This window comes from Chryseobacterium sp. BGARF1, assembly GCF_001677955.1.
Lineage (GTDB): Bacteria > Bacteroidota > Bacteroidia > Flavobacteriales > Weeksellaceae > Chryseobacterium.
Genome location: NZ_LELA01000006.1, coordinates 71,679 through 95,441, shown reverse-complemented (window position 1 = coordinate 95,441; position 23,763 = coordinate 71,679). Strand labels below are relative to the sequence as shown.

Sequence of the window (23,763 nt, the reverse complement as noted above, 5' to 3'; positions counted from 1 at the left end):
TTTTTGTTTTGCAACTCTAAAATGACAATTTTTAGCCAGTTTTTAGCCCATACTCTTTTTTATTATTCATTTTTTAAACAGGCTCTTACAACAATCAAAATAAAAAAAGTAAAATTTGTTTGAAGCAAAATTAGCAGAGTATTATTTTTATTAAAACAAACCTTTAATCACAAAATCTTTAACATTTATGAACAAAAAAATTAAAAATCTATTTTATTTCCTGTTACTTACATTAGGAATAATCTCTTGTAGACAAGAGGAAGGATTATCGGAAAGGAATGATGAGCAAAAGACATTTAGTCTTTTTAATAAAAAAAACTATGAGAATAGTAAAAGTTCTCAAAATGATTCTTCTTTAGGTAGAGCGTATGCTTTAGATTTCTTACAAGCCTACTATTCTTACGACCTAAAACATAATACAAACTATACAGGTCTTAACGTAAAAGCTCCAGCACCAGATTCATTTATTAATTTCAGAGTACATTCACAAGTTATTGAGGATGAAAAGGGAAATATCTATATGGTTTTTCCAAAAATTAAAAATGAAAAAGTTTATGAACTTTATTTTTCTACAATTAACAAAGAAAATACTTTCTTAGGATTATTTAAATTAGAAAATGCTACTGAGAAATATGATGAGTATTTTTCTGCTTTTGAAAATGCCTACAATTATCCAAACGCAAATATTGCAGCCAATAAAGACGGAGGATACGGAGATATTGAAGAAGTTATCATTTCAGGGCCATTAAAACCTGTATTTAATGAAGCTCCAGTATTACCTGGAGAGTGTGAAATGTATGGTTATTGTAATGGTGGGGGCTCTAGTGGAGGTTCAGGCGGTGGCGGTGGCAGCGGTGGTGGAAATACCCCCGTGCTTCCACCTCCTCCTCCTCCAAATGTTGCAATTTCAGATTTGAAAGATTATTTAAAATGCTTAAATATCAATCAACCAGCAACTTTAAAAGTTTATGCTCAAAAAGTGTTTAGTTCATTTCCTGGTCACGCATTTATTTCAATCACACAAGGCAATAATACGATGACTTTCGGTTTTTATCCTAAAAATGGACTCAATCAATCTATAACTGGACCTGGTATTTTTGGGGACAATGGCGGACATGCTTATACTCATTCATGGAATGTAGGTACTATCTCACCTACACAATTACAACAGATTATCGCGGCTTCTGTAGCATACTCTGGGTACACATACGATATTGGGTTTAACAATTGTGCAGATTTCACTCTTAATGTATTAAGCTATGCTGGAGTTAGCACCAATACCTCAGGAATTGACACTCCTGATACTGTTGCTAACTTAATTGGTGGCTTACCACAGCCTGGAACAGCTCCTGCAACTAAAAAAACTTGTAATTAAAATTTTATGAAAACTTTAAAAGTTATTTCTGTTGTTTCTTTTTTACTTATTTTTGGTTTACAGGAAGTAGGATTGCCTATTTTTATTTCTATATTGTATATAATAGTTAATCTTTTGGTAAATAGTAATAATCCAGATATAGATTTTTGGATTGGGGGACTATTGGGGATTTCACTAATAGCCACTCTAATAATTTTTCTTCTATGTAGAAAAGGTAAAGATAGGTTTCTATTATTATTCTGTTTTATTGCTTTATTAGTATCTTCTTTGTTTCTAACAGGGGTGTTTGACCAAAATAATTACGAAAGGATTTCATTGGGATTTGTTATACCTCTATTGACTTTTATAGTAAGTTCAATACTATTGATTGTAAAAAATTTCAGAAAATAAAATAAACCACTGCAAACGCAGTGGTTTATTTTATTGATTTTTCCTACAAATTGGTAAGCTATGAGAAAAAGATATTTTGAGATTTTACATATGTAGAAAAGGTATAGATGTACTAAAAATTCTACACAGGGAAACACGTAAACTAATATAGATATTAATAAAATGTAAGAGATAAAAAATATTTAATATTCTAAAGTATGGTAGATTTCCGCATTAAACTTTTTAAGTTTTTCGTCTCCTTTCAAACCTTTTAAACCGATTAAAAAACTAAACTGAACGACTTCTGCACCTTGCTTTTCTACGAGTTTTGCTGCGGCTTCTGTAGTTCCACCGGTTGCTAAAAGATCATCATGAATTAAAATGCGTTGTCCTTTTTTTATTTGTCCTTCTCTGGTTTCTATTTCGGCACTTCCATATTCCAAATCATATTTTTCTGAGATGATTGGTGGTGGAAGTTTTCCTTTTTTTCTGATCAGAATAAATGGAACTTCCAAAGCTACTGCGATCGCGATCCCGAAAAGATAACCGCGGCTTTCTATTCCGCAGACAGCATCTACTTTTCCTTTGCTGAATTTTACCAGATCTTCGATTACTTCTTCATACAATTTAGGATCAAGAAAGATCGGTGTAATATCTTTAAACTGAATTCCCGGGATCGGAAAATCAGGAATGTTTTCTATAGTTGCTTCCAGCTTTTTGATGAGTTCCTGAGATGCCATATTTTAAGGATTTATCTTATAACTTGAGATCTTCCACTCTCCGTTTACATTTTTAAGTCCAAAAGTAACTTTTAAAGAGGTTGTTTTTCCACTTTTATCGGTCACATCATATGTTGCATTAACACTTGATGCATTCGTGCCAGTTCCGTTTGTTGTAATGTTTTTAACACTTACATTCTTTACAGCTCCAAACCCTGAAGTAGGGTTTGAGAACGATTCATAAGACCCCCAACTTGGGTTGCTTGAAGATTCGAAAGCTGCTTTTAAATTTTGAGAACTTACATTATTTAAAAACTTGCTTACCGTATTTTTAGGATCTGCAGTCGGCTGTTTTGGTGCTGCCGGAGTTGCTGTCGCTGGATCTGTGGTCGTTGTTGGCGGTATCGTAGGATTACTTGGATCAATTACTGCATTTGGATCTTGCTCAATCATCGTAGAATCCGTTTTAGGTACTTCAGGAACCTTTAACGCTGAAGGATTTACATCTAAACCAATTTTCGACATTTTGAAAGTCTTGGCAGTAGTTTTTACAGAAACGGTAATGTCAATTTTATTGTCAACAATTTTGGAAGCCAATAAAGATGAAAATTTAAGATGAAAACCTTTAAAGTTATTATCCTGCATTAGGTTTTTAGCGGTTGAAAGCTTTACACCGTTGCTGAATACTTCTAAAGTTGTTTCTAAACCAGCACCTGTAAAGGCAATAGGATTTCCTGCATTGTCAACTAATCTTGGTACGATCTGCATCGCAGTTGGCCCATTTCCTGTGTCTCCTGAAAGCTGGGTAAGAATGCTTAATGAGCTTGCTCTTACATCATTCGGATCACTTTCTTTAGCAGTTTCATCACCGAAAATATTCATTTCTCCTAATGAAGGAGGAGCTGTACTTGCCCATTCGATACCGTTTTGTTGTGCTACCTGATCTGCCAAAGCCAAAATTTCAGGCACCTTTTTGCCGTTGATCAATTGACCCAATGCTTTCAATTCGTTTACATCACCTTCAGCTTCTACACCGAAAGTTTTAAGAATATATAGCGCTTCATTGAATTTTATCTGCTTAATGGTGGTAAGATCAGACGCCATATCGTTGATACTCGACTGTAAAGTCTGTGTCGTAGTCGCATCTACATGATCTTTTTTGCATGCTGTAAACATCAACAGACTGAAGATGAGTAGCAAAGAAAACTTTTTCATTTTAATAATGGTTTACGACAAATTTAGTAAAACCTTTATTAATACAGATTTTTTATTTTTTGTTTTCTTTTTCTTTTAAATCATCTTTAAAGAATGAACTGAAAATTGCCTGCATGTTTGGGAAAGACGCATCCTGCCAATAATTTGACTGGTAACTGCTATTGTTTTTATTGAATTTTACTTTTCCTTCAACATTATTATCATCACTGAAGCTTAGTTCTGTTGGATAAAAGTTTCTGTAAGCAATAATTTGATTGTAGTTAGGCTCGCTTTTATGTTTAAGCTTGATGAAAGCAATTTCATTAGACTCAAGAAAATCTCTTAATGTTTTTTTTGAATCTTTTTCATATGAATGGTTAACGATACCCCTGATATCATATATTCTGTAACCGAATAGTGCCAATTCTTTTTCCTGTAAACCTTCGCCTGTAATTTCTATTTCGTCTTTCTTAGTACCTTTAAGCTCTTTGATTTTGGTGTTTTTGGATCTGTACTCTTCAATATTTCCTACATCCTTTAATTTTGGCAGATCTAAAAAGCTATTGTAATCCCAAGAACCGGTTTCTTTTTTTTCATTTTTAGCATCTTCCAGTCTGAAAATTCTGTACTGTTCTACATTGGTACTTTTCAGTTTTTTAGTTTTATTATCGAAAACATAAGTGATCACGCCATCTGCATAACAATTCAGTTTACTGTTTAGAGTAACATAGGTATTGAAATTACCTCTTACAAAAACATATTTCGCGGGTTTATTATTTTTTATGACAACCGCTTCGATATCTTTTACTCTGTCATTTAGTTTTACAACCTCTTTATTGATTTCGTTAAATGATAAAGTGGCGATAGACATGTTATCATACACCAACTGAAATTTTTCCTGTTCGGGAGAAAGAGCTGATTTCTCAATTTTTCCATCAATGTCTGATGTTGCCAGAATATTTCCGTTTTTTCCAAATACCGAAACTTTAGGAAGTGGAGCATCTGTCTTTTCTGAAACAAAAGTAATGCTTTGCGCATTGAATACACTGAATAGTAGAATCAACAGAAAGTTTAAAAGAATAGTTTTTTTCATAGTTTTTAATTTAGTTTAAAAGGTAAGCATTAAAATCTATTCATAAGACGAAATATTTTTGAAATGGTTGCCTGGCTTTTTTTGATTATTGCAAAAAAAAAGACTGATTTTAATAATCAGTCTTTTTAAAGTTTATCTTGTTATAAGTCCTTAGAAAGGATACTCATAAATTTCAGATTCATGTAAGTAAGGGTTACCTGTAGGAATTAATTTTAATTTAGCTAATGCTGAAAGCACTGTAAACATAAATAATCCTGCGATAAATAAAATAGCACCCAATACTAATAACAGAACTTCTGGAGTATTCCAGTAAGGACCTACTGTTCCTGGCATTACCATGTTGAAGTAATCTAAAAGGTGACCTAAGATTACTACAATTGCCATTATAGTTACTACTTTGTAGTTTCTCTTGATGCTGCTACTTACCAATACCAATAAAGGTAATAAGAAGTTTACAACAAGCATCGGTAAGAAAGTAGGAGAGTAGTGCTCAAATCTTCCGAAGAAATAATTTACCTCTTCCGGAATGTTTGCATACCAATACAACATGAACTGTGCAAACCAAGTATAAGTCCAAAGCATACTTGTAGCAAAAAGGAAAACTCCTAGATCGTGCAAGTGATTGTCGTTAAACTGTGGTAAGAAACCATTTTTCTTAAGATAAACACTTAATAGAATGATTACCGCAATACCACTTGAAAGGCAGCTAACCATTGAATACCAGATATACATTGTAGAATACCAGTGAGGGTCAATAGACATCAACCAGTCCCAAGCCCAAGCTGCAGAAGCAAACCCGAAGAATGCGATATATCCTACTGCCCATCTGTAAAGGAACTGATACTCAACCAAAGATTTTGTATCGTCTACTTTTTTAGACTGAGCTTTTAATTTCCATGCGAAGAATGAAGCTCCAATTACATAAATTAAAGTTCTTACTGCGTAGAAAGGAATATTTAAGAATATTTTCTTTTCAAATAAGATAACATCAAAGTGTGGAGATCCTTCTTTTGTTAATTCAGGATCCATCCAATGGAAAAGGTGACCGTTGTGCGTGATATTAAGAATCATCAAGATTACTAAAATAGCACCACCCCAAGGAATGTAAGAAGCAATAGCTTCCATCACTCTAGTGATAATAATTGGCCATCCTGCATGAGCAGCATGCTGAATACAGTAGAAAAATAATACTGCGCAACTTACTCCGAAGAAAAATACTGCTACAAAATGAAGTGAAGCTAATGGCTGGTTGTGAACCTGCATTTCCGCGTGCTCTAAGTGTGCAGCATGATCTTGAGGTCCCACCATTTCGCTTGAATGTGTAGGAGAATCATGACCTGCAGAATGCACTGCTTCCATCATGTGTTCTATTTTTTCTGTAGTAATTCCTTTATTTAAAAAGAAACCTGCAGCAAATAAAACTAAACCTACAACAAGAAGGATAATAGAAGTTGATTTTAATTTTGGTGAAAAACTATACATTTCTTTTCTTATTTTTTAGTTTCGGTAGTCTCAGTTGTTGCTGGCGCTGCTGCGGGAGCCGGAGCTGCGCTTTTTTTGAAAGCACTCATTACATACATTGCCACTCTCCATCTGTCTCCAGGATTTAATTGCCCTGCATAAGATCCCATAGCATTTCTACCGTTTGTTAATACATAATGTACAGATCCTACAGTGATTTCTCTGTCTGCATAATTTGGTACACCAGAATAAGCTCCGCTTTGTACGATTGGTCCTTGTCCGTCACCACCAGTTCCGTGACAAGCTGAACAAGTACGATCAAAAAGCATTTTACCTCTTTCTATATCTTTCGCTGCGTTAGCAGGATTAAGAGGAGAAGTACCTATTGCTTTTGAAGCGTCATAACCTGAGTTATATTCATCCGGAGTTTTAGGAAGTTTACCTTCTTCAAATACTCCGTCTTTATTTTGAGCTACTGAACCTTCTACAGGAGCAAGGCCAGTTGCACCGTTATTTCTTACAAATGCAGGAATTTCATTTTCATGATCTGAATAAGCATCTTGAGCTTTCATCAACGGATCGTATGCCACAGGGAAATACATATCCGGGAAATATACTAGAGGTGCATTTTCATTTGGTCCGCAAGAATTAAGTAAAACTGTAGTTAAACCTAAAATTGCTGTAATTTTTAATACATTCTTTTTCATTTTAAGCATCTTTAACAGTTATTTCTTCTACTCCCGTTTCGATAAGCAACTGCTTTACAGATTCTACATCTTCTGTAACAAACTCCATCAAGAATTTATCATCTGTAGTTCTTGGATCTGGGTTTTGTGCAGGAGCTCCTGGATACATTTTATTTCTTACAAAGAAAGTAAGAGACATCATGTGAGCTGCACAGAATACCATCAATTCAAACATCGGATCAATAAACGCTGGGAAGTTGTCTACCCAGTTAAAAGATGGTTTACCACCAATGTTTTGTGCCCAGTCATGGTTCATAATGTACCAAGTAACCGTCAAACCAATTGAAACTCCATAAAGCGCATAAATGAAAGCAGCATCAGAAATTCTGGTTTTCTTTAAACCTAAAGCTTTGTCTAGGCCGTGAACAGGAAATGGGGTATAAACTTCGTTTATTGCAATTCCTTTATCGTTGAATGCTTTAACGCCGTTCATTAAATCGTCGTCATCGGCATAAAGTCCGTATACAATTTTAGTGGTGCTCATCTCCTTCTTTTACTTTATAAGTTTCACCTGAGATCTTCAAGATCGATTTTAATTCTGCCTGTGCAATTACAGGGAATGTTCTTGCGTATAATAAGAATAATACAGAGAAGAATCCGATTGTACCTAAATATACACCTACGTCAATAATGGTTGGTTTAAACATCGTCCAAGAACCAGGCAAGTAATCTCTTGAAAGGTTAATTACGATAATGTCGAAACGCTCAAACCACATACCGATGTTGATAATTAATGCAATGATAAATGTTGCAATAATGTTTGTTCTAACTCTCTTAAACCAGAACAACGCCGGAATAACAAGGTTACAGATAATCAATGCCCAGAATGCCCACCAGTAAGGTCCTATTGCAGCACCTGGAGAAAGGTATGTAAAGTCTTCATATCTTGAACCAGAATACCATCCGATGAAATATTCAGTTGCATAAGCTACTGTTACCATACCACCTGTAAGAACGATTACGATGTTCATAATTTCGATATGATACATTGTGATGTAGTCTTCCAAGTGACAAACTTTTCTAGCAATTAACAATAGTGTTTGTACCATTGCAAATCCTGAGAAGATTGCTCCAGCTACGAAGTAAGGAGGATAGATTGTAGAGTGCCATCCTTTAATAACTGAAGTTGCGAAGTCAAAAGATACCGTAGTGTGTACCGAGAATACAAGTGGAGTTGCCAAACCTGCCAATACTAAAGATACTTCTTCAAATCTCTGCCAGTGTTTTGCTTTTCCACCCCATCCGAAAGATAGTAGGGTATAGATTTTCTTAGTCCAAGGAGTTTTAGCTCTGTCTCTGATCATAGCAAAGTCAGGAATCAACCCGATAAACCAGAATACTGTTGATACAGAGAAATACGTACAGATTGCAAATACGTCCCAAAGTAGAGGCGAGTTGAAGTTAGTCCAAAGAGAACCAAACTGGTTAGGAAGAGGGAATACCCAATATCCTACCCAAACTCTACCCATGTGAATAAGCGGGAAGATTGCCGCCTGTACAACTGCGAAGATTGTCATTGCTTCCGCAGAACGGTTTACAGACATTCTCCATCGTTGTCTAAATAATAATAATACTGCTGAGATTAGGGTTCCGGCGTGACCGATACCTACCCACCATACGAAGTTGGTAATATCCCAACCCCAGTTAATAGTTCTGTTAAGCCCCCATGCTCCAATACCTGTCCCGATAGTATAAGCGATACAGCCGAATCCGTAGATGAAAAGAACTAAGGCTGCATATAGTGAGATCCACCATAATTTACCTGCTCTTTCTTCGATAGGTCGTGCAATATCTTCTGTGATATCGTGATAAGTTTTGTGACCAATAATCAGAGGTTCCCTTATCGGAGCTTCGTAATGTCCTGACATTTTTTACCTATTTATTATTTAAACTTTATTTTATACTCTATTTCTTACTTTAGCGTGATAGAACACATTTGGTTTGGTTCCGATCTCTTCAAGTAAATGATATCTTCTGTTGCTAGAATATAATTTTCTAACTGAAGATTCTTTATCATTCATATCTCCAAACTGCATTGCTCCAGTAGAACATGCTGCTGCACAAGCACAAGAATTTTTAAATTCGTCGTCTGTTACTTTTCTGTTTTCTCTCTTCGCAGTCAAAATTGTTGCCTGAGTTTCCTGAATACACATTGAACATTTCTCCATTACCCCTCTTGTTCTTACAACAACATCAGGGTTAAGAACCATTCTTCCAAGATCGTTATTCATATTGAAATCGAACTTGTCATTCAAGTTATAGGTAAACCAGTTGAAACGTCTTACTTTGTACGGACAGTTGTTTGCACAATATCTTGTTCCAATACATCTGTTGTAAGCCATATGGTTTTGTCCTTGCTTACTGTGAGAAGTTGCCGCTACCGGACAAACAGTTTCACATGGAGCGTGGTTACAGTGCTGACACATTACCGGCTGGAAAATCACATCTGGATTTTCTGCTGGGTTTTCTAATGCTCCTTCAATACCAAGTACGCTACTTCCGTAAAGCTCAGGAACTGCCATTCCTTCTTTAAGACCATCATAAACAGTCACTTTTTTCTCAGAAGAATAGTAACGGTCAATTCTTAACCAGAACATATCTCTAGACATTCTGATCTCTTCTTTACCAACTACAGGAACGTTGTTTTCTGCCTGACAAGCAATGATACAAGCTCCACAACCCGTACAAGAGTTTAAGTCTACTGATAAGTTGAAGTGAGGACCATCTGTATCATCAAAAGCATCCCAAAGGTCAATTTTACCTGCTGGAAGAGCTCCACTGATAGTGTGATATTCCAAAGGCTTATTCCATCCTTTATGTTCGTCATCGAAAGGTACATTAATAAATTCTGCTAAAGGTACTTCTTTTGCAATTTCGTAACGACCCATTAGTGTATTCTGAAGCTGAACTCCTGCAAACTCGTGCTCTTCACCCGTTTTCTCAATTGATACGTTTGAAATCACCAAGTTTGACCCGTCAAATAGAGGATAAGCATTTACCCCAGTATCTGCAGTAGCGCCAGAATCTTTTTTACCATATCCTAAAGCAAGACCAACAGATCCGTCTGCTTGACCTGGCTGAATGAATACTGGTACGTTTTCTATTTTTACTCCGTTTACTGTAAGATTTACAAGAGAACCATCCAACTGCATTCTTGCATTAAGACTGTTTTCTATTCCTAATTCTTCAGCATCTTTGGTAGAAATTGTTAAATAGTTATCCCAAGACATTCTTGTAATAGGATCTGGTAATTCTTGCAACCAAGGATTGTTTGCCTGAGTTCCGTCTCCAATAGAAGTTTTTGTATAAAGAACTAATTCTAATCCTGCAGCTTTAAAGTTTCCTAATTCTGCTACAGCTTGAGTACCATTTCCACCAGCATAAGACAACATCGTTGCATTATTAGAAGAAACAATACCGTTATATAAAGCTTTGTTGAAAGAAGTCGCTCCTAAAAGAGAAGCCGCACTTGCTTTTAAGTAATCGTAGTAATTGTTTGCAGCATTGTTTTTTCCGTTTTTCCAAACCAATAAAGATTCTTCAATCTGTCTTGATTTATAGATTTTCTGGATTGTTGGCTGCATTAATGTATAAACTCCAGTCTGAGGTTCCATATCCCCCCAAGATTCTAGCCAGTTAGCTACCGGAATTACAGCTTTTGCTGCTTTATACATTTCGTTTTTCTTATCTGTAACTGCAATTACGTAAGGAACTTTTGCCAAAGATTTTTTGAAATCCTGACCTTTGTTGTTAGAATAAATCGGGTCAACGTTGTTTGTAATCAATACTCCAACTTGTCCTGCATTTACCCAACCTAAAAATTCCTGATATCTTGCATTATCAAATTCTCTTAAGAAGTTTGCTTTACCTGTGAAAGCAACTGAACCTAATTTTTGGTTAATTAAGTGTGCTAAAACCTGTGCAGCTTTAGAACCATCAGCTAAAACAACCGCTCTGCTTCCTTTAGCTTGTAATTCTTTTACAATATCTGTAGCAGCTTTGCTTTTTGCAGCAACACCTGTTACAATTGCGTTATAAACTTCAACCAAAGCTTTGTTTACATCGCTAGGCTTAAGTCTGTATCTTGAATCTGAGTTTGCCCCAGTTAAAGACATATTAGATTCAACCTGAACGTGTCTCAACATGTTTGGTCCCGGAACTCTTGCCGCTGCATAAGAAGTTTCTAAGCTCGCTGCATTGTAGTCTCCTAAGAAATCAGCCTGGAAAGCAACCACCAATTCAGATCCTTTAAGGTCATAAACCGGCAATGCTCTTTGTCCGAAAACTTCCTGAGCTGCATCTAAAGCTGCAGAATAAGGGAAAGCATCATAAGTTACTAATTCAGCGGTAGGATATTTTGCTTTAAATTCAGCAAACAATTTTTTGAATGTAGGTGAAGCGAAAGACTGAGATAAAAGAACAATCTTTTTACCAGAAGCCTTAGCCTCTTCAAGACCTTTGATTGTAAAAGTATCTACCGTATCAAAAGTATCATCTTTACCTTCAAATTTCGGCTGTTTTACTTTGTCGTTATCATAAAGAGAAAGTACACTTGCCTGAGCTCTTGCATTAGTTTTACCTAAATCTCCAGCTGCCGGGTTTGGGTCGATTTTGATGGGTCTACCTTCTCTGGTTTTTACTAAAACACTTGCAAAGTCGAAACCGTCAAAATATGTTGAAGCGTAGAAGTTGGGAACCCCAGGAATAATTTCATGTGGTTTTACTACGTAAGGAATCGTTTTGATTACCGGAGCTTCACAAGCAGCTAAAGTTACGGCTGCCGTAGAGAATCCTAATATTTTTAAGAAATCTCTTCTCGATGTACCGTCAGTTTTTTCGGCACTTTCCAGAAAATCTTCTACCGGAATTTCTTCTTGGAACTCTTTAAGAGCCAGCTTACCAGTTAAGGCAGGGTCTTTAAGTTCGTGAATACTTCTAAATTGTATTTTGTTTGAAGCCATTTTATACTTCTAATTTTTTAGTTATTAATAATGACATTTACCACACTCAAGACCTCCAATTGCATCTACAGTGATTTTACCACCATCTTTCGGGTATTGCTTTTTAAGCTTTTCGTGTAGATTTTTGAAGTATTCTTTATTATAACCGTTGTTCATATCAATTTCGGTTGTTCTGTGACATTCGATACACCATCCCATAGTGAAATCGTTCGCCATTTGTACAACGTTCATTGTATCGATTTTTCCGTGACAAGCTTTACAAACTACGTCGATTTTGTTGTCTGGATTTTTCTTGTTGAATGAATTGATAATCGCTTGCTCACCTGCTACTACGTGTTGAGAGTGGTTGAAGTAAACGAAATCTGGCATGTTGTGGATTCTTGTCCATTCTACAGGGGTAGTTTTCCCAGTGTACTGTTGTTTTTCAGCATCCCAACCTGTAGCCGCATAGATCTTCTGGATTTCTCCGTCGTAGAATGCTTTGTCTTTTCCTGGCTCCATGTATTTACCGTTGTATTCAGAAACAGTTCTGTGACAGTTCATACAAACGTTCATAGAAGGTATTTCAGATACTTTACCGTATTTAGCACTTGAGTGACACAATTGACAGTCGATTTTCTGTTCTCCAGCGTGAATTTTGTGAGAGAAGTAGATAGGTTGTTCAGGCTTATATCCTTTGTAAACACCAATCCACATAATCCAGTTCCAGATACCGTAAGTCGCTAAAATAGCAAGAATAGCTAAAGCTCCTTTTCCGATATAGTGGTATTTTTCGTAGATCTCGCTGAAAGATTTTACTCTAGTTTCATTAAGAGATGAAAGCTCTTCAGATTGACCTAGTTTTACAAGTTGTCTTAACTTGATTAAAATCCAAGCTAATAATCCTGCGATAGCAATAAGTGAAATAATCACAATACTTGAAGTTGTATTGTTTGCTGGTGCAGCATTTGCAGCGTCTCCATTAGCTGGTGTTTTATCATCAACTGGAGGTGCTGGTTCAGGAGGATTAGTTGTATACGCTAAAATATCGTCAATATCCTTATCTGCAAGATTAGGAAATTGCTGCATTTCAGTTTTATTAAATTTCTCAAAGACTTCATTCGCATACTTGTCGCCTGAAGCTCTAAGTGCTTTATTGTCTTTAATCCACTTGTGAAGCCAATCTGTGTCGAGTCCTTGCTCAGTTTTCAATCTGTCAACCACACCTTTCAGTGCAGGTCCTACAACTTGTTTGTCTAAAGCGTGACATGCCGTACAGTTTGCCTTAAAAAGTTTCTCACCATTTTTAGGATCTCCGTCTTGCCCGTAAATTGAAGCACTTGTTGATAGCAATAACCCTATCGCAATCAGCCCTTTTTTATAATGCTTTCTCCAACTAATCATTTAAATTATCTTATGTTAGTAAATATTGAATGTGTATCAATCCCGCAAAAATAATATTTTTAAGAAGAATTTAACGGCTTTAGCAAAAGGTAAAATGTCATATAGCTATAATTTGTAACTATTCTAAATAACTCTGTTTGCTGTATTTTCAAATTATTATAACTTTGCGGAAACAAGTTTAAATGAAAAAAATCATCAAAATATTTTCTCTACTTTCTTTAATGGGTTTTTATACTGTTGAAGCCCAGCAGGTTGTAAAGAAGGATACATTGTCTGGAACTGAGCTGATTATTACTATGGATGCTCGTGTGAGCGATGCTTTAACTGCAATTGAGGATCGTTGTGCGAAAACTGCGGTGACAAAAGGGCTTTCTGGTATTGATGATGATGCTCCCGCAAAGCCTGCAAAAATATTCGTTCCCAGTCGTGAATTGACAAATGCAGAAATTTGTAGAAAAAATCCTAGAATTTTAGGCTTTAAAATTCAGATTACAACGGTGAAAAGTAATGAAGAAGCTAATGAGATTAAAGCTTATTTTAGAAAAAGATTTCCCAACCTAAAAGTTGAAACAGATGCTTCTTTAAGACCAAATTATAAGATTTTGGCAGGAAGTTATTTCTCAAAACAAAGTGCCGCGAGTGATTTGGCTAAAATAAAAGAATACTTTAAATCTGCAACGCCAGTTCAGTACAGAGTTTTCTGTGCAGAGGCAAAATAAAGATTTAAATAAAAATTAAAAGGCTGAGAAAAATATTCTCAGCCTTTTTTTATCTATAAAATTGATTCACAAAATCATAAAATTCCCACATTCTCATGTAATTGTTAAAAAGTAAATACACCAGCATTATTCCAATGATTGACGTGAAAAATGACATCATTTTTGGTGATTTTCTGTAAGAATAAAATAGCCATCCCAACATAATTGGGAAAACAAAAACAAAATGCCCTCCGTAAATGTAAGAAGTGTGAAGTCCAAATCTGAAAACGCAATGAATTAAAATGTCAACCAATAAAGAAAGCATGATAATTTGCACTAATTTATTCTTGAAATTTCTAAAATAACTCCATAAAACAAGTCCTAAAAGTAATCCTATGAATAAATAAGGAACGATTGAAGTGTAAACATTCATGAAAAGAGCTTTGTAGTAAAAGCCTTTCATATTGTGCTTTTCACGGATAAAAAAGCTTGGAAAAAGGATGCTTCCTCCAAAAAAATAGGAGTAAATCATATCCCAAGTCGGAGTAGATTTTACATTAGAAAACTTCTCATATTGCTCTCCTGATTTTGAGAGAATATTGGTGTATTTAAAATCGATTCGATAAAGGTAAAGCAAGATGAAAGTTACGCAGGTAAGCGCGACTCTGAAAACAGCATTGCCAAATTTTTTCCAGCTTTTAAAAACATCTTTTTCAAACGCGATAGGGATAAAAACTTTTACAATATTTGTTACTGTTAATCCGCCAATTGCAACTCCTGCTAGAACCAAAGCTGTGCCTGCAATTTTTTTATTTTTCTGGAATTTTATTGCTGTGTAATAGTTAAATAAAACCAATAAAAATAGGGTATAAGTATAGGTTTCTGGCGTGAATGACAATAAAATATTAGTTGAAAAAACACTAAAAAAAGCAACAAGTAATAAGTTTAATCCTATGGGAAGGCGAACGATATTTTTTAAATATTTAAATATTTGAATTAAGCTTAAACTGATGGTGATATTGCTCAACCATGCCAATGTTAATCTAAAATTACTTCCCGTTTTTCCATCTGAAATATAAAAAGCAAGCTCGCGAACCCAGTTGAAAAAATAATAAGATAATGGATGTCTTTCGAAGCTCCCGCCGCTCATGACGATGGCTTTGTTGTCGAAACTGAAATATCCATCCCAAGGAATTCTTGCATCAAAAATAATGCGGTAATGCTGGGCTAAATAAGTTCCGAATATGCCATACGCGATGATGAAAAAAATAAATATACCCCATTCTGTGTACGAAGAAGGAAATACGATTTTAAAAAAGTTGATTAATTTTGACTTAAATGACACCCTGTATAATTTATTGCAAAAATAAAATAAAAAACCCACCTGAAAAGATGGGTTTAAAAATATTAAAAAGAATATTAATTAATCTTTGATAATTTTCTCTGTTTTGCTCGTTCCGTCAGCAAATTCAACTTTAAGTAAGTAAGTCCCTTTTGTGAAAGAACTGATATTAGCTCTTTCAGAACTAGTTTGTAATAAAACTTTTCCTGACAAATCAAGTACTGTAGTAGATTTTATCTTTTTATCAGTTTTGATGTTGATTTCTCCTTTTGTAGGGTTAGGATAGATGCTTGTTTTAGATTTTGAAACTTCTTTGGTAGAAAGAGTTGTTGCTAAAACCTGTACGTCATCTATCGCAACGGCATCAGCATCCGCGCCACTATATTGAAATCTGATACGGACATCCGCTTGTCCTATGTATGGACTAAGACTTTTCTGTACGGCAACTGTATTATATGTATCTGAATCTTCATCACCATCACCGTCATCAGTAAATCCTGGTTCGGTATCTTCGTCCCAAAGAGTGGTCCAAGATGTTCCTCCATTAGTTGATACTTGAGCGATTAAATCTCCGGCGTCAATGTCAATCATATAAGACCAACCTACAACCACGTTAAACTTCAGTATTGGACTAGCTGCGCCAACTAAAGTAAATGAAGGACTCGTAAGATTAGCGGTATTAGCTGTGCCTACCCAATTGATAGTTGCTGAGTTGTTACCAGTAATTGTAAAGTGGTCTCTTGTTTCAAGATCTTGTGCTGTAGTTCCTGGAAAATTAACTGTAGATAAATCCCATTGACGAGTTGCATTGGTGTTTGTTCTAACCCATCCATTTGGAGGGAATGTTGTTCCTTCAAAATTTTCAGACAATAATGTCTGGGCATTCATTGATAAACAAGACAAAATGCCTAAAGAAAGTAGAATTTTTTTCATGAAAATTATTTTTTTTTGCTAATTTAGTCAATATAATTACATGTAAGTGTGAAAACTTTAATAAATTACACTAAGAACTACAAGAAAGCATAGAACATCCGGAAATATCGTCATAATTCGCAGGTTTTTTTACCGAAAATTCGGGAAAAATTTCTTCATAGGGATTCTCCAAAGCTTTTGTGAGTTTTTTTAACATTTCGGTTTTTCCATTGTTGATTTCTTCAATACATTCAAAAAGAAGGTAGTTTCTGAGAATGAACTTCGGGTTTGCCTTTTTCATTAAATCTAAAGACTCTTCTTTTGAAATGGTATTGGTTTTTAATCGGAGATTATATGTTTTTATAAAATCTTCAAGCTTTTTTATTTTAGCATCGTCCAAAGATGTATAAGATATTTTCTGAAAATCTGTTTTGATATCAGAAATACTTTCAAGTTTTTCTAAGAGATTAAAAAATAGAGTATAATCGAGTTGAAGTTCCTGCATGAGGCCTTGCCAATTCGTGAAAAATTCTTCGTCTTCTTTTCTTAATTCATCAAAACCAAATTTTCTACACAGCATCTTGTCGTGAACTTCCCAGAAGTAATTACCGTAACGATTGAGTGTTTCCTCCAAGAATTTTTCATCTTTTATTAAGGAAAAAAGAGCGTTGGCCAATTGCCAAAGATTCCATTGTGAGATTTGCCCTTGTTTTCCAAAAGCATATCTTCTTCCGAGTAAGTCTGTGGTATTGGGTGTGAAATTGAGGTCATATTCATCCATCATCGAAAAAGGACCGTAATCTATCGTTAAGCCTAGAATCGACATGTTGTCAGTATTCATTACGCCATGTACAAAACCTACTCTAAACCATTCAGTCATTAAATCTGCAGTTTTGGTGCAAACTTCACTGAAAAAGTCTTTGTATTTCTGTTCGCCCTGAGCAGTTATATTTTTAAAATAATTTTTAATTGTAAAATCTACTAACTCGGTAAGGGTATTTATTTCTTTCTGAGCCGACAATAATTCAAAATGACCAAAGCGGAGAAAACTTTCCGCAGTTCTTACAACGACCGCTCCTTTTTCTTCTTGAGGATTTCCGTTATACATTATATCACGAACTACACTTTCACCAGTGAGACTTAAGCTTAAAGCTCGGGTTGTGGGAACTCCCAAATGATACATGGCTTCACTCATCAGATATTCACGAACAGAAGACCTTAAAACGGCTCTTCCGTCTGCATGGCGGGAATAGGGTGTTGCTCCGGCTCCTTTCCATTGAATTTCGTTTTTTTGTTCTGTCTCATTGGTGATTTCACCGGCGAGAATTGCTCTTCCATCTCCTAACTGACCAGCCCAGTTTCCGAATTGGTGTCCTGCATAAGCGGTGGCGTAGGTTTTTATGTTTTCGGGTAAATTGGTGGCGGCTAAAAAGTCAATATCTTTTTCGTCTAATTTTCCCAATCCTATTTCTTCTGAAAGCTTTTCGTTAAAAATAATCAGTTCAGAATCTTCAAATCCAACGGGCTCGACAGTTGAAAAAAGAACTTTGGGAGTATTTCTTTGAATGGTATTTCCTGAGAAGTCTCCTGGGAAAATCTTTGTAAAAGGCTGGGTAATCTTGTCGATATTCATAGTTCAAAGATATTAAAAGAAGAAACAAAAAAGACCTTTCAATTATTGAAAGGTCTTATGATAATGATCAATAAGTTTATTTGTTAAAATCTACATCTTCACTGGTATTCAGGTGTTCATTTACATTTTCTTCTTTTTTACCAGGGTTATTTTTTTGTCCGTTGTCTGCAGGACGTGGGTTTTTTAAATCATCAATGGTTTGTAATCCTCCATCGTCACCATATCCGCCGCCTAAGCCTTGAAGATTTGAGCAGCCGTCTTTCCAATCAAGAGGTTTTACAAATTTATCGTCAGGTGATATTTTTAAACTTTTATCAGCCCATACTTTTTTCATAAATATTGCCCAGATTGGCAATGCCATTTTTGCTCCCTGACCTTCACCTGTTCCTAAGAAGTGCGTTGCTCTGTCTTCCCAGCCCACCCAAGCTCCGGTTGCTAATTTAGGAGTAATACCCATAAACCAACCGTCTGAGTTATTCTGAGTTGTTCCGGTTTTTGCAGCAATTTCAATGTCCTTAGACACTCCTCGTCTTCCCAATTCTCCTGAAGCTGTACCGTATTGTGCTACACCTTTCATCAATTCAATCATGGTATAAGCGTAATTAGGATTCATTACTTCTTTCGGTTCAGAAATCACTTCTTTTATCACTCTTCCGTTTACGTCTTCAATTCTCCAGATCATTTCTGGTTTGTTGTAATTTCCGTAATTGGCAAATGTGCTATATGCTCCAAGCATTTCATAAATCGTAATATCTGAAGCTCCTAAAGCCATTGGTAAACTTGTTGAAATTTCTTCAGTTACTCCCAAATCTCTTGCGGTCTGAATGACACTTTGAGTTCCTGTCATTTCAGCCAATCTCAATGCAACAGGGTTTTGAGAGTGAGCTAATGCGTCTTTTAGAGTTAGCATTCCTCCTCTTCCCGGTACTCGATAATTGCCTTTGGTAAAAGTAGCGTTAGAAATCGTCGAACAAGGTGTTAAACCTAATTTCATAATAGCAGTAGCGTAAACAAAAGGTTTAAAGGTAGATCCTACCTGTCTTTTTCCTTGTTTGATGTGGTCATATTGAAAATGCTGCCAATCAATCCCTCCAACCCAAGCTTTAATCTCACCTGTTCCTGGAACCATAGACATTAAGCCTGCCTGTGCAATTTGTTTGTGCCATCTGATAGAATCCCAAGGGCTCATTTCTACTTCTTCTTCACCAGCCCAAGTAAATCTAGACATTTTTACAGGCTTGTGGAATTCCATCATAATAGAATCCTCAGGAACTCCTGCTCTGTTCAATTGTTTATAACGACCAGTTCTTTTTACAGCCTGCATCATTATTTTATTTACCTGTTGGTCATTAAGATAATAGAAAGGTCTGTTTTTTCTACCTCTTTGTTCTGCATCAAACCTTTTTTGAAGGTCAGTTAAATGCTCTTTAATTGATTCTTCGGCGTATTTCTGCATTTTAGAATCCAGGGTAACATATATTTTTAAACCGTCTTTGAAGAGGTTTAAAGGTTTTCCTGTTTCTTTTTCATAGTCTTTAAGGTAATTATCTATTTCCTTTTTTAAATAAAACTTATAGTACGCAGAATAATCATCTGTGATATTTTTTATAGGACGGTAATCTGTTGTAATAGGAGTTTCAACTGCTTTGTCGTGAGTTGCTTGATCTACATACCCTGTTTCAAGCATTTGGTCTAATACAACATCTCTTCTTCTTTTTGCGCGCTCAGGATTTCTTAAAGGATTATTGGCAATAGGCGCTTCAAGCATTGATACAAATACAGCAGCTTCCGGAAGTGTTAATTGCGAGGTCGATTTATTAAAATAAATTTTAGACGCCATCTCAATTCCGTTTGCGTTGTAGGTGAAATCAAACTTGTTGAAATACAAAGTGATGATTTCTTCCTTGGTGTATCTTTTCTCTAAACTTACCGCAACAACCCATTCTTTAAGCTTTTGAATGGCTCTTTTTACAGGGTTTTTTGAAGGCTCTTTAGTGAATAAAAGTTTTGCCAACTGCTGTGTGATTGTAGAACCTCCACCTCGGTCTCCACCATATCTTACGGCCCTCAGAATTGATTTCAAGTCAATACCCGAATGTTCCTTAAAACGCTCATCTTCTTTTGCTTGAAGAGCATATATCAAGTAAGGAGGTAAGTCTTTGTATTGAATAGGTTGAGTTTTTTCTTTCTCAAATTTTCCTAAAAGTACTCCGTCTGATGAATAAATTTCAGATGCAACATAAATATCAGGATTTTCAAGCTCTTTTACATCGGGCATTTCACCAAGAAAACCTTGGGAAACTGCAAAGAAAAGCCCTGAAATACCTAAAACAACTGCAAGGAACCCGATCCAAATGAATTTTACCCATCTTTTCCAAGCTGGGTTTTTAGCATTTTTTTTAGGAGGAAGCGGGAAGGTTTTTCCCTTGCTTCCTTTATTTTGTTTGTTTTCTTCCATGTATAATTACGGTTTAGCCGTTTCTACTTTTATACCTAAGTCTTCAATTCCTGGAAGGTTGTCATTTCTCATTGCCTGAGCAACAGAAATTTCATAATTACCTTTTTCAGGGAATTTGTAATTCAATTTATACTGAAATAAAGTTTCTTTCGTTTCTCCAAATCCTGTTCCAAGCCATTCCCCATTTGGTTTTGCCAAAATATAATTCAGCGTATCAATTTGCTTGGCTTTGGTTTTCGGATTGGTAAGATTAACAATGAATCTTATATTGCTGTAAGGATACTCGTTATTATTTCTTACAACAAATATAAGGTTTTTAGGATTTTGCGGATCCGAAATTTCAAGATTAAACTTTTGTTCGGTCTTCTTATTCCATTTATTATCAATGTTATTCATGATAACGTCTTCTCCGGAAGCATTACAGCTTACCAAAAAAATAAGGAGAAAAAGCCCTGAAATTTTATGCATTATTATCTTTTTTTGGAGGAAATTTCTTTTTAAACTTCTTTTTGGGTGGTTGATTCTGAGGTTTTGTCTCAGTGTCATTATTTACAGCATTTACATTTTCCGTCTTTTCTATTGAGGGTTTCTGTTGCTGTGGTTTTTGAGGCCTTTGATTATTATTTTGATTAGGTCTCACCGGTTTTTCAGGTCGCGGTTGGCGTTCCTGTCTTTCTGGTCTCTCTTCTTTATCGTTTCTCTCAGGTCTTTGGTTGTTGTTTTCAGGTCTTGGTTTTCTTGGTCCTTGATTCTGATTGTTGCTTGGTCTGTTTTGATTTTGTCCTTGATTCCTGTTTTTGCTAGAACCTCTATTTTTCTTTTCAAAACGATCAACACTGTTTTCTTGAATCAAATCTACCGTTTTCACAGAGATTTCAGGTTGTTTTAAATCTTCGAGAGGTAACGTTCTTTCGCCTCTTTTATTTTGCGAAATCATTTTTTTTACCAAATCAACGTCGAAATCATACCACGCCATCGAGCTGTCTACATACGCAAACCACATTTTCTTTTTGAAAACATCAATTTTTATACAAAAAGCTCTTCCTTTTTCGGTGTCAATCATTGTTGAAGAAGAAGGGAAGTGGCTTAATGCATCAAGATAGCTGTCTAATTCATAATTTAGACAACATTTAAGCTTACCGCACTGTCCGGCCAGTTTTTGAGGGTTGATGCTCAATTGCTGATATCTTGCAACGTTGGTGTTTACTGATCTGAAATCTGTTAACCAAGTTGAGCAACATAGTTCTCTTCCGCAAGATCCAATTCCGCCTACTTTTGCGGCTTCTTGTCTGAAACCGATTTGTTTCATATCGATTTTTGTACGGAAAGCTCCTGCAAATTCTTTAATCAACATTCTGAAATCTACTCTGTTATCAGCAGTGTAATAGAATGTTACTTTAGAAGAGTCGCCTTGATATTCCACATCAGTAATCTTCATTTCAAGACCAATTCTGTGCGAAATTTTTCGGGCTTCAATTTTTATATTTTCTTCTTTTTTTCGGACTTCCTGCCAAACTTCAATGTCTTTTTGGTTGGCTTGCCTATATATTTTAAGTGGGTTTTCTTCTGAAGCTCTTTTTTTCTTCATCTGAATTTTCACTAATTCTCCCGTAAGGCTTACTACGCCTACATCGTGTCCCGGACTAGATTCTACTGTTACAACGCTACCTATATGTAAAGGGATATTATTTACATTTTTATAAAATAATTTTCTGTCATTTTTAAATCTAACTTCCACAAAATCAAACCTGTTTGATGCAGGGTTTTGTACGTTAGATAGCCAATCGAAAACACTTAATTTATAACTATTACCGCAGGTATTTACACTTTCACAGCCATTCGCAGATTTTGTTCCGCAAGAATGTGCAGAATCGCCAGATGTTTTACATCCACAACTCATATTATAATTTGTTTAATCTTGCAAATTTATTGATTTTTATCTTTATACAATTCCAAATGTACTAAATATTAATTTTTGAAAATGTTTAATATTAAACATGATTAGTATAATGTTAAAATTTTAAATTTAAATATTTGTTATTGAGTATGTTATTTTGTTTTTTGTTTGAAATATTATTTTAAACATAGCTTTCTTTTACTTGTTAGTTTAAAATGTTGTGATTTATTAACAGGTGTATTCAAAATAATTTTATATTTGGGTTATATAATAATAGTCTATGAAAAAAATATTAATATCAACTGCTTTATTGGCTGGTGTTTTATCTTATGCGGGAGGCTTTAGAGTTTCTTTGCAAGGGGTAAAGCAATTGGCAATGGCGCACACCAGTGCTCATGCTGAAGATGCAAGTGTTGCATTCTTTAACCCAGCAGGTATGTCATTCATTCCTTCTAAACTAAGTATTGTTGCGGGAGGTTTTGGAGCAAGTAATAAGGTTACTTTTCAGAATTTAAATACTTTATCGAGTACACAGACTGACAATCCTCTAGGTACGCCTATTTATGCGGCGATAGCTTATAAGCCGATCGATAAATTGTCTATTGGTTTTAGTTTTTCTACTCCTTTTGGTAGTACAATTCAATATCCTTACGATTGGGAAGGAAGAGAAATGGTACAGAAACTTGAGCTGAAAAGTTTTTATTTCCAACCAATGGTTTCTGTGAAAATGGCTGACTGGGTGTCATTCGGGGCTAGCTATATTTATGCTAGAGGATCAGTAAACTGGGATAAAGCGGTAACTCAATTTGGAGGAACGGTTAATATTAATGACGAAAAAGCAAGCGGTCATGGTTTTGGTTTTGGTTTCTATTTCAGACCCGATCCTAAACTTGATGTAAGCATCGCTTACCGATCGCCGGTAGATATGAAAGCTAAGAAAGGAACAGCTACTTTTGTTGCTCCTGCCCAGAATACAGTTAATTCACTTTTAGGGTTAAATGGAGCTGGACAAGACAGTTTTACGGCAACTTTACCTCTTGTAGAAGAATATACAATTGGTTTGACGTATAAGGTAACTCCAAAATGGTTAATCTCGGCAGATTTTAATTATCATGGTTGGGAAAGATACAGCAAGCTAACTTTAGATTTTGCTAATGCTCCAATTGGAAATCAGGCAGATCCTACGATATTGGTGGCTCCAAAGAATTTTAAAAATTCAAAAACTGTAAGATTGGGAACTCAATATGCATTCACGAATATGATTTATGGTCGTTTAGGTGCTTATTACGATGAGTCTCCTTATTCTGATGAAAACTTCATTCCGGAAACACCATCTTTTGATTCTTTTGTTTTAACAGGAGGGGTAGGTTTCAAACTTAAAAAATTCGGAGTTGATGTTGCGGGCGGTTATGCAATGCCACAAAGCAGAGATGTGAAAAATAATTATTTAGGCTTCTATGGTCAGGCAAAGGCTAAAGCATTCTATTTTGGTCTAGGTTTATCTTATAATGCTTTTTAAATT

At 35.5% G+C, this 23,763-nt stretch carries 19 protein-coding genes; 4 read left to right on the top strand and 15 right to left on the bottom strand.

What is annotated here, in order from left to right; translation table 11 throughout:
- The first annotated feature begins 187 nt into the window (after positions 1 to 187).
- Together AB671_RS02085 and AB671_RS02080 are read left to right on the top strand one after the other, a co-directional pair.
- Positions 188 to 1,375 (top strand): hypothetical protein, encoded by a 1,188-nt coding sequence (locus AB671_RS02085; RefSeq protein ID WP_066678835.1) that lies wholly within the window; start codon positions 188 to 190, stop codon positions 1,373 to 1,375.
- 6 nt (positions 1,376 to 1,381) lie between these two features.
- Complete coding sequence (locus tag AB671_RS02080; protein WP_066678837.1) at positions 1,382 to 1,765, top strand: hypothetical protein; 384 nt, start codon at positions 1,382 to 1,384, stop codon at positions 1,763 to 1,765.
- 182 nt (positions 1,766 to 1,947) lie between these two features.
- Here the strand turns inward: AB671_RS02080 and AB671_RS02075 are convergent, their stop codons facing one another.
- The 9 genes from AB671_RS02075 to AB671_RS02035 all read right to left on the bottom strand — a co-directional run bounded on the left by AB671_RS02075 (position 1,948) and on the right by AB671_RS02035 (position 13,301).
- Positions 1,948 to 2,484, bottom strand: a complete 537-nt coding sequence (locus tag AB671_RS02075) for an adenine phosphoribosyltransferase (protein WP_066678839.1) — start codon at positions 2,482 to 2,484, stop codon at positions 1,948 to 1,950.
- 3 nt (positions 2,485 to 2,487) lie between these two features.
- Positions 2,488 to 3,678 carry an NTF2-like N-terminal transpeptidase gene (locus AB671_RS02070; protein WP_066678840.1) on the bottom strand — a complete coding sequence of 397 codons (1,191 nt, stop codon included), beginning with the start codon at positions 3,676 to 3,678 and terminating at the stop codon, positions 2,488 to 2,490.
- Between the two features lie 52 nt (positions 3,679 to 3,730).
- Positions 3,731 to 4,750, bottom strand: coding sequence for a hypothetical protein (locus tag AB671_RS02065; RefSeq protein ID WP_066678841.1), 1,020 nt, complete (start codon positions 4,748 to 4,750; stop codon positions 3,731 to 3,733).
- Positions 4,751 to 4,900: 150 nt separating this feature from the next.
- Positions 4,901 to 6,232, bottom strand: a complete 1,332-nt coding sequence (locus tag AB671_RS02060) for a quinol:cytochrome C oxidoreductase (RefSeq protein WP_066678843.1) — start codon at positions 6,230 to 6,232, stop codon at positions 4,901 to 4,903.
- Between the two features lie 8 nt (positions 6,233 to 6,240).
- On the bottom strand, positions 6,241 to 6,927 hold the full coding sequence (locus AB671_RS02055) for a c-type cytochrome (protein WP_066678847.1): 687 nt from the start codon (positions 6,925 to 6,927) through the stop codon (positions 6,241 to 6,243).
- Positions 6,920 to 7,441, bottom strand: a complete 522-nt coding sequence (locus AB671_RS02050) for a DUF3341 domain-containing protein (protein WP_066678849.1) — start codon at positions 7,439 to 7,441, stop codon at positions 6,920 to 6,922. The genes AB671_RS02055 and AB671_RS02050 overlap by 8 nt, the downstream gene beginning before the upstream one ends.
- Positions 7,428 to 8,825 (bottom strand): NrfD/PsrC family molybdoenzyme membrane anchor subunit, encoded by a 1,398-nt coding sequence (nrfD, locus tag AB671_RS02045; protein ID WP_066678851.1) that lies wholly within the window; start codon positions 8,823 to 8,825, stop codon positions 7,428 to 7,430. The genes AB671_RS02050 and nrfD overlap by 14 nt, the downstream gene beginning before the upstream one ends.
- A 30-nt stretch (positions 8,826 to 8,855) precedes the next feature.
- Complete coding sequence (locus AB671_RS02040; RefSeq protein WP_066678853.1) at positions 8,856 to 11,918, bottom strand: TAT-variant-translocated molybdopterin oxidoreductase; 3,063 nt, start codon at positions 11,916 to 11,918, stop codon at positions 8,856 to 8,858.
- Between the two features lie 24 nt (positions 11,919 to 11,942).
- A complete protein-coding gene (locus AB671_RS02035; RefSeq protein WP_066678859.1) occupies positions 11,943 to 13,301 on the bottom strand; it encodes a c-type cytochrome in 1,359 nt (452 codons plus the stop codon).
- Between the two features lie 182 nt (positions 13,302 to 13,483).
- On the opposite strand from AB671_RS02035, the gene AB671_RS02030 reads away from it, so the two are divergent.
- On the top strand, positions 13,484 to 14,020 hold the full coding sequence (locus tag AB671_RS02030) for a sporulation protein (protein WP_066678860.1): 537 nt from the start codon (positions 13,484 to 13,486) through the stop codon (positions 14,018 to 14,020).
- A 49-nt stretch (positions 14,021 to 14,069) separates the two neighbouring features.
- Here AB671_RS02030 and AB671_RS02025 read toward each other — a convergent pair whose 3' ends face one another.
- From AB671_RS02025 to ricT, 6 genes are all read right to left on the bottom strand, one after another.
- Positions 14,070 to 15,344, bottom strand: coding sequence for a DUF6080 domain-containing protein (locus tag AB671_RS02025; RefSeq protein WP_066678861.1), 1,275 nt, complete (start codon positions 15,342 to 15,344; stop codon positions 14,070 to 14,072).
- A gap of 78 nt (positions 15,345 to 15,422) precedes the next feature.
- The gene (locus AB671_RS02020) at positions 15,423 to 16,274 is read right to left on the bottom strand and encodes a T9SS type A sorting domain-containing protein (RefSeq protein WP_066678866.1); all 852 of its coding nucleotides are present in this window, start codon (positions 16,272 to 16,274) and stop codon (positions 15,423 to 15,425) included.
- A gap of 70 nt (positions 16,275 to 16,344) precedes the next feature.
- Entirely contained in the window at positions 16,345 to 17,886 is a 1,542-nt protein-coding gene (locus tag AB671_RS02015) for a protein adenylyltransferase SelO (RefSeq protein ID WP_066678868.1), read from the bottom strand.
- 76 nt (positions 17,887 to 17,962) lie between these two features.
- A complete protein-coding gene (locus tag AB671_RS02010) occupies positions 17,963 to 20,344 on the bottom strand; it encodes a penicillin-binding protein 1A (protein WP_066678870.1) in 2,382 nt (793 codons plus the stop codon).
- 6 nt (positions 20,345 to 20,350) lie between these two features.
- Positions 20,351 to 20,812, bottom strand: coding sequence for a gliding motility lipoprotein GldH (locus AB671_RS02005; protein ID WP_066678873.1), 462 nt, complete (start codon positions 20,810 to 20,812; stop codon positions 20,351 to 20,353).
- Positions 20,805 to 22,244, bottom strand: a complete 1,440-nt coding sequence (ricT, locus tag AB671_RS02000) for a stage 0 sporulation family protein (protein ID WP_066678875.1) — start codon at positions 22,242 to 22,244, stop codon at positions 20,805 to 20,807. Before ricT ends, AB671_RS02005 begins: the two co-directional genes overlap by 8 nt.
- Before the next feature lie 277 nt (positions 22,245 to 22,521).
- On the opposite strand from ricT, the gene AB671_RS01995 reads away from it, so the two are divergent.
- Entirely contained in the window at positions 22,522 to 23,760 is a 1,239-nt protein-coding gene (locus AB671_RS01995) for an OmpP1/FadL family transporter (protein ID WP_066678876.1), read from the top strand.
- The last annotated feature ends 3 nt before the right edge of the window (positions 23,761 to 23,763 follow it).

Bases quoted from the DNA above. Each gene is read 5' to 3' on its own strand.
- AB671_RS02010 (WP_066678870.1), bottom strand. From the start codon at position 20,344: ATGGAAGAAAACAAACAAAATAAAGGAAGCAAGGGAAAAACCTTCCCG.
- AB671_RS02065 (WP_066678841.1), bottom strand. From the start codon at position 4,750: ATGAAAAAAACTATTCTTTTAAACTTTCTGTTGATTCTACTATTCAGT.
- AB671_RS02055 (WP_066678847.1), bottom strand. From the start codon at position 6,927: ATGCTTAAAATGAAAAAGAATGTATTAAAAATTACAGCAATTTTAGGT.
- AB671_RS02040 (WP_066678853.1), bottom strand. From the start codon at position 11,918: ATGGCTTCAAACAAAATACAATTTAGAAGTATTCACGAACTTAAAGAC.
- AB671_RS02020 (WP_066678866.1), bottom strand. From the start codon at position 16,274: ATGAAAAAAATTCTACTTTCTTTAGGCATTTTGTCTTGTTTATCAATG.
- nrfD (WP_066678851.1), bottom strand. From the start codon at position 8,825: ATGTCAGGACATTACGAAGCTCCGATAAGGGAACCTCTGATTATTGGT.
- AB671_RS02030 (WP_066678860.1), top strand. From the start codon at position 13,484: ATGAAAAAAATCATCAAAATATTTTCTCTACTTTCTTTAATGGGTTTT.
- AB671_RS02050 (WP_066678849.1), bottom strand. From the start codon at position 7,441: ATGAGCACCACTAAAATTGTATACGGACTTTATGCCGATGACGACGAT.
- AB671_RS02070 (WP_066678840.1), bottom strand. From the start codon at position 3,678: ATGAAAAAGTTTTCTTTGCTACTCATCTTCAGTCTGTTGATGTTTACA.
- AB671_RS02060 (WP_066678843.1), bottom strand. From the start codon at position 6,232: ATGTATAGTTTTTCACCAAAATTAAAATCAACTTCTATTATCCTTCTT.
- AB671_RS02075 (WP_066678839.1), bottom strand. From the start codon at position 2,484: ATGGCATCTCAGGAACTCATCAAAAAGCTGGAAGCAACTATAGAAAAC.
- AB671_RS02015 (WP_066678868.1), bottom strand. From the start codon at position 17,886: ATGAATATCGACAAGATTACCCAGCCTTTTACAAAGATTTTCCCAGGA.
- AB671_RS02005 (WP_066678873.1), bottom strand. From the start codon at position 20,812: ATGCATAAAATTTCAGGGCTTTTTCTCCTTATTTTTTTGGTAAGCTGT.
- AB671_RS01995 (WP_066678876.1), top strand. From the start codon at position 22,522: ATGAAAAAAATATTAATATCAACTGCTTTATTGGCTGGTGTTTTATCT.
- AB671_RS02085 (WP_066678835.1), top strand. From the start codon at position 188: ATGAACAAAAAAATTAAAAATCTATTTTATTTCCTGTTACTTACATTA.
- ricT (WP_066678875.1), bottom strand. From the start codon at position 22,244: ATGAGTTGTGGATGTAAAACATCTGGCGATTCTGCACATTCTTGCGGA.
- AB671_RS02035 (WP_066678859.1), bottom strand. From the start codon at position 13,301: ATGATTAGTTGGAGAAAGCATTATAAAAAAGGGCTGATTGCGATAGGG.
- AB671_RS02080 (WP_066678837.1), top strand. From the start codon at position 1,382: ATGAAAACTTTAAAAGTTATTTCTGTTGTTTCTTTTTTACTTATTTTT.